At 45.3% G+C, this 11,397-nt stretch carries 10 protein-coding genes and 2 tRNA genes; 5 read left to right on the top strand and 7 right to left on the bottom strand.

The features are described from left to right. Positions 1 to 117 precede the first annotated feature (117 nt). Positions 118 to 1,386 (top strand): MFS transporter, encoded by a 1,269-nt coding sequence (locus F6K51_RS11340; protein WP_293020378.1) that lies wholly within the window; start codon positions 118 to 120, stop codon positions 1,384 to 1,386. 9 nt (positions 1,387 to 1,395) lie between these two features. Here the strand turns inward: F6K51_RS11340 and F6K51_RS11345 are convergent. After that, positions 1,396 to 1,469, bottom strand: a tRNA-Arg gene (locus F6K51_RS11345). A 75-nt stretch (positions 1,470 to 1,544) separates the two neighbouring features. Here F6K51_RS11345 and moaC point away from each other — a divergent pair. Then, a complete protein-coding gene (moaC, locus tag F6K51_RS11350; RefSeq protein ID WP_293020379.1) occupies positions 1,545 to 2,039 on the top strand; it encodes a cyclic pyranopterin monophosphate synthase MoaC in 495 nt (164 codons plus the stop codon). Positions 2,040 to 2,150: 111 nt separating this feature from the next. On the opposite strand, the gene moaB is transcribed toward moaC, so the two are convergent. After that, complete coding sequence (gene moaB, locus F6K51_RS11355) at positions 2,151 to 2,672, bottom strand: molybdenum cofactor biosynthesis protein B (RefSeq protein WP_364301162.1); 522 nt, start codon at positions 2,670 to 2,672, stop codon at positions 2,151 to 2,153. 92 nt (positions 2,673 to 2,764) lie between these two features. On the opposite strand from moaB, the gene F6K51_RS11360 reads away from it, so the two are divergent. Both F6K51_RS11360 and F6K51_RS11365 read left to right on the top strand, forming a co-directional pair. After that, positions 2,765 to 3,043: a 2TM domain-containing protein gene (locus F6K51_RS11360; protein WP_070390954.1), complete on the top strand. Its 279-nt coding sequence runs from the start codon at positions 2,765 to 2,767 to the stop codon at positions 3,041 to 3,043. Positions 3,044 to 3,280: 237 nt separating this feature from the next. Continuing rightward, positions 3,281 to 3,595, top strand: a complete 315-nt coding sequence (locus F6K51_RS11365; RefSeq protein ID WP_071103773.1) for a DUF3181 family protein — start codon at positions 3,281 to 3,283, stop codon at positions 3,593 to 3,595. Between the two features lie 136 nt (positions 3,596 to 3,731). On the opposite strand, the gene fba is transcribed toward F6K51_RS11365, so the two are convergent. The 3 genes from fba to F6K51_RS11380 all read right to left on the bottom strand — a co-directional run bounded on the left by fba (position 3,732) and on the right by F6K51_RS11380 (position 6,379). Next, complete coding sequence (gene fba / locus F6K51_RS11370) at positions 3,732 to 4,811, bottom strand: class II fructose-bisphosphate aldolase (protein ID WP_070390956.1); 1,080 nt, start codon at positions 4,809 to 4,811, stop codon at positions 3,732 to 3,734. Between the two features lie 560 nt (positions 4,812 to 5,371). Further along, positions 5,372 to 5,443, bottom strand: a tRNA-Lys gene (locus F6K51_RS11375). Between the two features lie 66 nt (positions 5,444 to 5,509). Then, a complete protein-coding gene (locus F6K51_RS11380; protein ID WP_293020385.1) occupies positions 5,510 to 6,379 on the bottom strand; it encodes an aldose epimerase in 870 nt (289 codons plus the stop codon). Positions 6,380 to 8,546: 2,167 nt separating this feature from the next. Between F6K51_RS11380 and F6K51_RS11385 the strand changes: the two genes are divergently transcribed. Continuing rightward, positions 8,547 to 8,858: a DUF6679 family protein gene (locus F6K51_RS11385; protein WP_008182036.1), complete on the top strand. Its 312-nt coding sequence runs from the start codon at positions 8,547 to 8,549 to the stop codon at positions 8,856 to 8,858. Positions 8,859 to 8,937: 79 nt separating this feature from the next. On the opposite strand, the gene F6K51_RS11390 is transcribed toward F6K51_RS11385, so the two are convergent. Continuing rightward, complete coding sequence (locus F6K51_RS11390; RefSeq protein WP_293020387.1) at positions 8,938 to 10,572, bottom strand: MBL fold metallo-hydrolase; 1,635 nt, start codon at positions 10,570 to 10,572, stop codon at positions 8,938 to 8,940. Between the two features lie 10 nt (positions 10,573 to 10,582). Beyond that, positions 10,583 to 10,744 (bottom strand): hypothetical protein, encoded by a 162-nt coding sequence (locus F6K51_RS11395; RefSeq protein ID WP_158516950.1) that lies wholly within the window; start codon positions 10,742 to 10,744, stop codon positions 10,583 to 10,585. Between the last annotated feature and the right edge of the window lie 653 nt (positions 10,745 to 11,397).

An 11,397-nucleotide genomic window follows, 5' to 3' on the forward strand; every position in this document is an offset into this window, starting at 1 on the left:
ACAATTACCCATCAGCCAAAGGGCAAATACTGATTACCCCATAAGGACTATGATGATTATTCAATCGGATGTGATCTAACTATCTCAAGTGCCAGTTTGGTCAGGATTATAGAGCGCGTGAAAGTTTTTCAGACCCTGGAAGGGCAGCAACGTCAAAGTTTGCTGATTTTATTTACTGTTGGTCTACTATTTTGGTCAAGCCTATCGTCTTTGTTGCCAACCCTGCCGCAATATATTCAAGACGTGGGTGGAACCAAGCAACAGGTGGGGCTAGTAATGGGTTGCTTTGCCATTGGTCTGTTGCTGTTTAGAAACCCACTGGGGCGTATGGCAGACCTGCGCGGTCGCAAGCTGGTAGTAATTATTGGTACTAGCGCTGTAGCTCTAGCGCCTTTGGGCTATCTATTTACCCAGTCGATTAGCCTGTTGATGCTGGTGCGAATGTTTCATGGCATCAGTATTGCAGCCTTTACCATCGGTTATTTGGCTCTAGTCACCGATTTGTCCCCTGTTGAGAAGCGGGGTGAGTTAATTGGTTACATGAGTTTGGCAACATCGATTGGTTTAGGTCTCGGACCAGCGCTGGGGGGTTTTCTACAACAAGAGGTTAGCTACACTGTTTTATTCTTAGTGTCTGCGGCTCTAGGTGGGCTGGGTGTGCTGTTAGGGAGTCAGATTCGTGAACCAATTAGGTCTGCTAGACCTGAGCAGGAACAATCAAAATCTTGGTTAAACTCGATTTGGCAGCTATTGGTCAAACTATGGCAGTTGTTAACCAGCCCTGCTCTTGGAATTCCAGCTTTGGTAATGCTGTTGTTCGGTATAGTATTTGGAACAAAAGTTAGCTTTGTCTCTCTGTTTATTCGAGAGACTGGTATTAATCTCAATCCAGGATTGTTTTTCACAGCTGCTGCGATCGCTAGTTTCGTGATTCGTGCATTAACTGGTCAGGCATCTGATCGGTATGGACGAGGACTTTTTATCACCGTTAGTGTGGTTTGCTATATCATCTCAATGTTGATGATTTCCCAGGCTGATACGGAAGTTGGATTTTTACTAGCTGGTTTATTAGAAGGAGCTGGCACTGGATTATTCATACCGATGATGACTGCTTTGATGGCTGACCGCTCCTCTGCTGACGAACGGGGTCAGGTATTCGCTGTCTGCATTAGTGGGTTTGATTTAGGGATTGGCCTAGCTGGGCCGATCTTTGGTTATGTCGCCGACCTGTTAGGATATCGAGGAATTTTCTCCTGTAGTGCTGGTATAGCATTTTTGGCACTGATTATCTTTATGACCCAGTCCAACAAAAATTTATCCCGTTCCCTCAGATTCTCCATCGGTCGTGAACGGGATTTATATGCTATAGACACTAGAATGCCTTAGCTTAGTAAACGGGCTAGGAGGGATTCGAACCCCCGACACCGTGGTCCGTAGCCACGTGCTCTAGTCCACTGAGCTACAAGCCCTTAACTGCTGCCACTTTTCTGTGGCTCAACAGTTACTTATCATAACACATAGATCAAAAATTTTGCAATACTCTTGTGGAAATCAATCGCTCGCTATCCCATCTCGATAGTCAAGGTCAAGCTCAGATGGTCGATGTTTCTGGCAAAGAGCTTACCAAACGTCAGGCAGTAGCCGCTGCTCAGGTACGGATGAAAACCACAACCTTCAACACCATCCAAGCTGGTAATGCCCCCAAGGGTGATGTCTTAGGAACCGCTAGGCTGGCTGGGATTATCGCAGCAAAGCAAACTTCCCAACTGATTCCTCTGTGTCATCCCTTGCCCCTACACAAGATCGAAGTTCAAGTCGAACCTGACCCCCAACTACCGGGATACCAGATTCAGGCATCTGTGACTACTAAAGCTGAAACTGGTGTCGAAATGGAAGCACTAACAGCAGTTTCTGTTGCGGCTTTGACCCTTTACGATATGGCCAAAGCGTTGGAAAAGTCTATCGCGATTGAATCGATTCGCCTGTTGAGTAAGACCGGAGGTAAATCCGGGGATTACCAAATATCAGGCGATTGCTAAGTTAAGGAATGATCTCAAGTTAAGTTGGATCAGCACTTAGCACTCTCCGCACTCAGCACGCTCAGCACTCAGTTAACCATTACCCTTTCAACAGGAAATCTATGGCTAAGATTAGGTTTCTCGCAAACGTGGCATCAGTTCCACGAGATTACAGGGGGAATTGCCCAAATCGAGTTGCTCTTTGATAATCTGCTCCCAACCTGTCCGACAAGCTCCAGAAGATCCTGGCAGACAAAAGATGTATGTTCCGTTAGCCACACCAGCCAGGGCACGAGATTGGATAGTAGAAGTCTTAATCTCTTGGTAGGAAATCATGCGGAAAATTTCACCAAAGCCCTGGATTTCCTTATCCAGCAGGGGTTGAATCGCTTCTGGTGTACCATCTCGACCTGTAACACCAGTTCCTCCTGTAGTCAACACTACCTGTACCGATTCATCAGCAATCCATCGGGAAACCACCTCACGGATTTTGTAGATGTTGTCTGGAACAATAACCTTTTCCGCTAAGTGATGCCCCGCCTGGGTTAAACTCTCAACCAGCAGCTTACCCGACTTATCCGTGGCTTCGGTACGGGAATCGGACACCGTCATGACTGCAATATTTAAGGGAACAAACTGTTTGGTTCGGATCATCTTCAATCCAACATTAGGTTCTAAAATTAAATTAACTGACTAGGGTTGGTATCAGACCAAGCCGTTACACAACTAAAAACTGACAAATATCTATGCCTCCTCGTTGGCCTCGTAAACCTGACCGACGTGATCCAGCCTACCGTCGTCTAGATGACCGCATGAACTTTGCTGTACATGTGGCAATTTTTGCTGCTTGTAATTCCGGAGTGTGGTTCTTCAGAACTATACAGTATGCTCAATGGACTTGGGCATACTGGTTTACTGGTCTGTGGGGATTGATTTTAGTAGGACATGGGGTTTATATATTTGCGATCGCAAACTATACCCCCCTGCCTACTCAAGAACCTCCAACCGAATCCCCTCAAGGATGAAATCACCGAAGATAATTGTAGTAATTGATTTTTTCTTGACTGTTGACGGTTAACTGTTGACGGTTAACTGTTGACGGTTAACTGTTGACGGTTAACTGTTGACGGTTAACTGTTGACGGTTAACAGAAAGCCAGCAAATAAACTTTAGTTAAACTTTCAACTTTCAACTTTCAACCATCAACTTTAGTTATACCTTAGATATCCCAACATGTAATTAATTAGAAACAGCTAATTACCATGGCTAATCCAACTTCTACAGAAGCAATTGAAACTCTCGCTGCTGAAATTGGCGACAAGGTATATATTGATGTAGCCAAATGGCATCTCTACCTTAGGGATGCCCATCTACATACCACTTTGGCTGAACAATTTTATCCCCTACTAATCGATAACACTAATACAATCACAGAAGACCAGATGATGCCAATCCTGCAAAGCATTCAGGTCAAGCTAGGTGGTGGTAAACGGCAAGTTCCCCTAGCAGATTTGCTACCCATGCAGTGTCAGATGGATCTAATCGATATTCTCGAAGAGTATCAAAGACAGCTGTAGGTGTCTTAAAATAGCAAATTTTCTAATAACTAATCACTAATAACAAAAAATTGGGTAACTTTAACAGCTACCCAAATAATTCTGCTTGTTTTTGGTTCACCAAAACAGCAAAGGTTTTCCTGTGAAGCGTTAGAAACTAGGCAGTTACAGCCTTTTTCGCCACAGCACTTAACTCACCGTTGGCATACTTAGTTGCAAAAACATCGATAGTCGCTTGCTTGATCTTGCTAGCATTACCAGCAGTACCAAAGGCTTCGTAACGCTTCAAGCAAACCTGCTTCATATACTTGATAGAAGGCTTGAGGAAGTGACGGGGGTCAAAGTTAGAAGGATCTTTGGCAGCAGCTTCCCGGATAGCAGCAGTGATAGCCAAGCGGTTGTCTGTGTCGATGTTAACCTTACGAACACCGCTCTTAATACCCTTTTGAATTTCTTCAAGGGGTACACCATAGGTTTCAGGAATAGAACCACCGTACTGGTTGATCATGTCAAGCCACTCTTGAGGCACAGAGGAAGAACCGTGCATCACCAAGTGAGTGTTAGGCAAACGCTTATGAATTTCTTCAATGCGACTAATGGCAAGAATTTCTCCAGTCGGCTTGCGGGTGAACTTGTAAGCACCGTGGCTAGTACCAATAGCTACAGCTAGAGCATCAACTTGGGTGCGCTCAACAAATTCAACTGCTTCGTCGGGGTCGGTCAATAGTTGGTCGCGACTCAGAGTTCCTTCAAATCCGTGACCATCTTCTTTGTCACCTTTACCGGTTTCGAGTGAACCTAGGCAACCCAGTTCCCCTTCAACACTAACACCGATAGCATGGGCAACTTTTACTACTTCGGCAGTAACACTGACGTTGTAATCGAAGCTGGCTGGAGTCTTAGCATCAGCTTCCAAGGAGCCATCCATCATCACACTGGTGAAGCCGTTACGAATTGCCGAATAGCAGGTGGCTGGGCTATTGCCATGGTCTTGGTGCATGGCAATGGGAATATGAGGGTAGGATTCCACCGCTGCTGTGACCAGATGGCGGAGGAAGTTCTCACCTGCATATTTGCGGGCACCACGAGAAGCTTGTAAGATTACCGGACTATCCGCTTCTTCAGCAGCCTGCATGATAGACAGGATTTGTTCCATGTTGTTAACGTTGTATGCTGGAATCCCGTAGCCGTTCTCAGCTGCGTGATCCAACAGTAGCCGCATGGGTACAAGTGCCATATTATATTCCTCCTAACTTTGTTTGTTAGCTATTCCGGCGAGAAGCCTCACGTCTGACACTCCCTAGTGACTCGTGAACAGAATCGCCAGTCCAGACATGTCAATCTAGTTGCTTCTAGACAGCGATGCAGCGAGGTCTTGGGGGTTTCCCCCATGAGCGACTGCATCAAGACAGGTTAATTCTTTAGATAATCTTAAGATATTTTGCAGCTTTTATTCAAATTTCTTGATCAGATCATCTAGACAAAGCTTAGTCTATAAAACTTGACAAAAATTACCAAATCTAGAAAATAATCCCCAAGCACCCCTAGTAAAAATCTGGATAAACAGTAAAGTATAGGTAGTTTTGCTAAGAGTTTTGAGAAGAGCTCCTAAGCTTTCTGATGGGATCAAGAATTTAAGGTTCGTTGGCGAGTGCGGGTTCTGACAAGCCCAGGAAGTATCCCTCTTAAAGCACAGAGGCGGTCAACTGCCCATCTTGTACCTAGTACCTAATACCTACCTAGTACCTAGAATTTGTATCAATAGACATATGCGGCTAACTAACAGTTAGCTAAAAATGGGTCGCCCGGGACTCGAACCCGGAACTAATCGGTTAAAAGCCGAGTACTCTACCATTGAGTTAGCGACCCGGTAAGCTTTTTTGAAACATACCTTTACTAAGAATATCACATTGATAAGGAAATGTCTAGGGAAATTTAGAAAAATTTCGCCGTTAGCCTCACCGATGCCTCACTACTCTCTCCGGGAGCTAAGTGAGTTAAATTTTTCCCAGTGTTAAGAGCGTTACGGGGAGCACTCCAAGGTTCAAGGCAATAAAAGTCCTTGCCTTGAACTGTCCAAAAGACCAACGTCGAGAAAACATCAGTGTAGGTCAATGCGATCGCTAATCCCCTTTCGGGATCAGTAACACTGGCACTCTTATCACTAAGTTGCCCAAACGCTACATCAATTTCATCACAGCTAAAATCAAAATTGCCAGTGAAAGGATGTACTGCTTGAGTTTGCTTCTCCTGATACTCCGATGCAGGAATATCAAACTCGAGTTTAGTTTTGTCAGACGTCAAGAAGTAGGGATGGAAACCTGTGGAAAAGGGCATCGGTTCAGCGGAATGATTAGTATAGCGCTGATCAATGTCTAGGGTGTTACCCTTTAATCGATAGGTAAAGGTAACTTCGAAGTCAAAGGGATAGACAGAGCGAGTTTGATCATTACTCTTGAGGGTGAGAGTCAACACTGCCATGTCATTCGTTGCACTATCAGTCACCTGCCAAGGCAAATTACGGGCAAAGCCGTGTTGTTTGAGAGTATAGTCTTTGCCAAGGTATGTATAAGTATCATTAACTAAGTTTCCACAGATGGGGAAGAGGATGGGAATGCCACCCCGTACACTCAGATTGGGATCTTTAAAGCGTTCCGCATCAAGATAAAAAATCTCCTGACCTTGGATATTCCACCGAGTGACAATGGCACCCCGTTCAGGAACCACTTCTAATCGAGACTGGGCATTGTGGTCAGTGAGAATGTAAGTTTCGTATTGGTCTTGACTGCGTACGATCTCAAACACTGGCTTTTCTCCCTTACGATTTAAAATCAGCTTTATCTATTGAGTGCCTAAGCACTTTTGGTCACAGCAAGAGCCTATTTTTGAGTGACTCTGACTGCGACCGATGGCAGGTTGGCAGATTGGCAGTTTTTTTTTCAAAATTCATGCTTAGTGCCAAGCAATTACAGGGATTAGCTTTCGGCAAAAGAATCCCCAAATCGGCGACCCTTGGCACCCTATGGGGGCCAAGCTACGGGAATGGCCACGGGTGCGCGTTCGCGCTTTCTTGTGGGATGAATTTTGCACAGGGTCTTTTTAAAAATGTTATATTCTATTTACTAGCAAGCAAAGCCGAGAATGCTGGTTTGTTTGCTTACAGCAAAACAAGCCCCACATCTCAGTGCTTCGCTATGAGTGTGGGATGCATTTTGCACAGGTTATGCATGGAATTGCTATAATATATGTACTGATAAACAAAGCCGTTCGCGTAGCGTGGCCTACGGCCTTAAATGCTGGTTTGTCAGCACAACAGTCTTAAAAAAAAGACCAAGAAAACAGAGCGGCAGGGTTTGAAGTTACCGTAAGATAGGGTCGCCTTAATCAAAAAGTTTTAACCCTTTTATGCATAGCCGACTAACCATAAAGGCGACCCTATCTAAGGTTTCGTCTCTCGGCAGTCCGTTCTTAAAGCGCAACGCCTCCTCAGCAATAGCCGGATTGGTTGCGTTCGCGGAGCGTGGCCAAAGGCCAAGCCTAAACTAATTCTTTAGAATAAGTTTAGGATCTGTCACTATGTCACAATGATTGGTATTTCAAACCTCTAGACACCTACCAAAATGTTGGCTTCTTGGATCAGAAGGCTTTATCCAGGCCGATGTTAATAAGCAGTAGGATTTATCCTGTTGTATCCTATAAATAGCCAAGTCGGTGAGAAACCTAACAGGTAACAAGACTAAAGGTAACGGCACAGCTCTTTTTGAGCTGAGGTCGTTTCTAGTGTGTTTAAACCACCACAGCAGTATGAGTCAAATCCTACTGTGAACGTTGCTAGTAGCCGGTTTTTAACCGCTTGAGCAACATCCGCTCATAATCCCCTATGTTTAACTTGGGGTATTTTTGAAATTCTTACTCCATTCTCTGGATAGGAATGCTAGTGGAATCTAAGTTTACAAATAACTATAGAGTAACCATACCCCCAAAAACCATCTCTTAAAGACTACAGCACCATTGCTGGCAAGCAGGAGAAATGGGTTAGGGCTCTGTAGGTTAGTGAATTAAGGGATGTAGCGCCGACCTGAGGGGGTTTCCCCAACTCGCGTTCTGCATCAAGACAATGCATAAAAACAATGCATAAAAAAAGTAATCAATGACATGAGCAGCGTTGATCAACTCAAACTCAAGCTCGCTTCTAATGCATGCCTTACTCTCAAGCAATGAACATAAAAGACTATTAAGCTATTTTAATCTTTAACAAGGAATAGACAAACCCGCTTGATTCCATGTTAAGTTAACCAAAAATGATTTCAAGCCAACCCCTACCCTTTAGGGCTGGGGATACGAGGAGTGAGCTACAATTATTGCTAATCCTTTAAATTCTTGGAATTTATTTTTGCTGCTGATGGCGGCTCGACTACTCAAGTAAATGGTATTTTAGTCGCCAGAGCCAACAAACAAAGGATCTGGAGTATTCCTACTCTGGTGGTTCAGGTTTATTATAACCTTCCATTGTATCTCATCATCACAATGATGGAGAGAATCCCGCCAATTATATTCGTGGGAAGTATGTCAAAAGAAAGTTGTTTCTAAAGAAACAGAAAAGCCACGAGCGAGAGTTAGCCACCCTGGCGAGGGATTGCTCGCCAGGGTGGGCGTGGAGCGTATCGGGATTTATCCCGTTACTAAAAGTAGCGACACAGCTAGAAATCAACCTAGCCAAGGTCAGTAGGGCATCTTTGAACGTGCCGCAACGATATGGATTGGAGTCTCTATCCAGGTCATATCGTAAGCGTTGCGAAGAGGCGCGACCCAAGGCGAATCTTATTCGCCATTGGAAAGCGCGCCAAGCGCGGTTTCAAGCCGCGTAGCAACATCAGCTTAGAATCCCCGTGTTTTTAAACCGGGGAGAGTTCAAGCAACCGCTTACTTCACCAGTAAAACGAAGAGTTATCTGCAACAGGAGAAGCCGAATATGCTACACCGCAAGATTTATCAACTCTGCTGCGATGGTCGTGAGGTCTGCGTTTTCTTGCGGGATCAGCAACGTTGGATTGAACACGCCCGCATTGTTGATATCGAGGGAGATTTAGTCACAATTCGTTATGAAACAGACGAAGAGGATGAGATCAGTTCCTGGGAAGAAATGGTCCGCTTGGAAAGCATAGGCTCTGTGAGTCACAAGCTAGCTTCTGTTTTCCGAGGTAATGTTGATCCGATAGTCTCTGATGATTGTCCGGAGGCTGAACAAATTCACCCCCGCTCCCAAGACTTAAATCAGGACTAGATTGTTCATTGTTAATGGACAACTGTTAAGGGCAAATTGATAACTCACAACTAGCTAGCAATTTGCCCTTAACTATTCGTTACTCAAGGGGTTCTATCCGTTCAAAAACTGGACAGTACCCCTCCAGTGTTACTTTAAAACCATAGAGAGCTGAGGCTGGATTCCAGCAGCGCTGGCCTCTTTGGTATAGACAATTACCACAACACTCGATATTAATTGGTATCTTGGCTTTACCCCCTTGTTTGAGTAGTTCTCGTTGTGACAATCCCCGCAAGACCAGTTCTTCTCCTTGCCAGCGGGCTTCTACTAAACCAGTATCAGCGAAATTTTGCCAACGAGGATCCGTTGCGATCGCCCTTGAAAGAGTGATATAGACAAGTGTATCTAATTCATTCAACTCTCCTTCATAGTTCGTTTCCGTTGGTAGAGCTGGTCTGATAAAGGTATCACCAATGGGAAGTTCTACGAGTGTTCCTGCTGCTGGCGTATGGAGGTGATATCGATTTTGTAACTCTTCCAAACCGGCAAGATCAGCTAGGTAGGTAGGGGAGCCGTGAACAAAAATCACATGTTGAGGTCGAAGATTATGAATCAACTGGGTGGTTCCCAGACAATCCCCATGTTGAGCCAGCAGATAAGTTTCAACCTTAAGCCATCCGTAGTCATCCGTTAGATCCTCCAAAGATTTAAGATGTTCCGGTTGCAGGACAACCCAAGAACGGTTCTCTTGCTGCGAGTACTCCCTCCAATCTATGTTTAAGTCAGTGAGGATAATACAGGGAGATTTACCGATAGCATCTCGCTGCTGGGGATCTAACCGCCGCACCCGAGGACGTACCCGCTCATCCCAAAACAAGGCTTGATGTCTGGCAAAATTTTGTACTGAGCTGGGAAAGTGAGACAGCAGTTCTAAGTAAGCATTACAACCAGCAGCCACGGTTCCATTGACCCAAATATCAAGGTCGCGTCCTGTAAAGTTGTGATGAGAGCGCAGGAGCATCAGGATTTCTTGACCTAGGCCTAAGGTAGGCACTGGCAACACAACTGAGTTATTGGTAGCAATGGCCTGCTCAATACGCTCTACTAGTTGATTTTCTTGTTGCCGCCGATGGGGATGTCGAGCAGTGCCATAACTGCCTTCTACAATTACCACATCCGGCTGTGTCCCCCTGAGCGATTCAAGGGATAATCCCTCCACCAGCCGTGAGTTAGACAGGAAAAAGTCACCGGTGTAAAGCAGTCGGTAAGTTCGATGGCGAGTTGTGTAAGTGAGTAAAAATGCTGCTGCTCCTGGCAAGTGTCCAGCTGGGAACAATTGAGCAGTGAGTCCCTCACAGAATTCTACAGGGGTAACCCACGGGAGAGCTTGACAAAATGGGAGAATATCCTCAGGAGGCAGTTCCGGCCAGTTGAGTAGTAATAGTTGAGTCGTTACCTCACTGGCGTAGATTGGTAATTGTGGAAAAGTTTGGTGAAGAGCCAGCAATCCCTGACTATGGTCTGAGTGAGCGTGGCTACACAGGACTAAATCTGCTGGTGGTATCCCATCGATCTGTAGGGGGGAAATGTCTTCTAATCCACAATCAAGGAGAATGCGGTGTGGCCCCATCTGCACCAACAAACAAACCCCTTCTGCACCATGACCAACACCGTAAGGAAAGCAGGTTAATCGGTCATCCTGATCAGAGGATGCTACTGGGCGTTGATTGCTCATGAGCTTCAACTTAAATTTTAGCTAATCTGGCTCCGTTAACCCACGTCTTACTAATCAGGGAAGGGTGAATGATTAAGCCTTGGAAGAGGCAGACAGCATCGGCGATCGCCAACGGAAAATAAGGTGGAACTATTTTTACTAAGGCTGCATCTTCCTTGAACGGAAAATTCAACGGATTCTTCCCCAGTCAAAACAAACGTGGTAGAGTTGTCACTCCGTAGCAATTTAGAGGGGTTTGTATGCTGGATATACCCTATAGGTCACTCTGGAGTCTATGAAAATCCCACACCCTACCCCTTAGGGTGGGTGTGGGTAGTTCTCAACTAGTTTCCCTTCTTTCGAGGTCAGAGTCAAGAGGGGATAAGGGCTGCCAACAACATCACCACAGTAGGGAGTTAAGTAGGCATGGACTGGCGAAGTTCCTATAACCTCTAAGTGAGGATTTTAATTTTTTGACACTCCCGATCCCTAGAAGGCAGGGGCTTGGGAAAACCCCCGTGAGCCCCCTTACACTCCCCGCTCTAAGGCCTTTGGCCACGCTTCGCGATCGGTCAGCATCTAGACTTTAGCCTCTGCTTTGATGCCAGATGCATGGATTTTTCCAAGGCTAAACGATGAAGGCTTTTTGAAAGCTCAGCAGCTGACCGCTAAAGTAAATACTGGAAGCTTAGTGTGCAGAGCCGTTGCCGTGATAATCGTCTGAATCATAAAATCCGTTCTTAGTCCCAAAAAACAGGCACAAAGCAGTAAAAGCAATTGTTAGTACCACTAAAACCAGTTTTACTTCCATTTTCTTAATAACTCCTCATGGCTGTCAGAAAAAAC

It is taken from the genome of Moorena sp. SIO3I8 (assembly GCF_010692325.1).
Taxonomy (GTDB): Bacteria; Cyanobacteriota; Cyanobacteriia; order Cyanobacteriales; family Coleofasciculaceae; genus Moorena.

Excerpts from the sequence above, each read along its gene's own strand:
- moaB (WP_364301162.1), bottom strand. The coding sequence starts at position 2,672 with ATGATCCGAACCAAACAGTTTGTTCCCTTAAATATTGCAGTCATGACG.
- F6K51_RS11360 (WP_070390954.1), top strand. The coding sequence starts at position 2,765 with ATGCCTCCTCGTTGGCCTCGTAAACCTGACCGACGTGATCCAGCCTAC.
- F6K51_RS11365 (WP_071103773.1), top strand. The coding sequence starts at position 3,281 with ATGGCTAATCCAACTTCTACAGAAGCAATTGAAACTCTCGCTGCTGAA.
- fba (WP_070390956.1), bottom strand. The coding sequence starts at position 4,811 with ATGGCACTTGTACCCATGCGGCTACTGTTGGATCACGCAGCTGAGAAC.
- F6K51_RS11385 (WP_008182036.1), top strand. The coding sequence starts at position 8,547 with ATGCTACACCGCAAGATTTATCAACTCTGCTGCGATGGTCGTGAGGTC.
- F6K51_RS11390 (WP_293020387.1), bottom strand. The coding sequence starts at position 10,572 with ATGAGCAATCAACGCCCAGTAGCATCCTCTGATCAGGATGACCGATTA.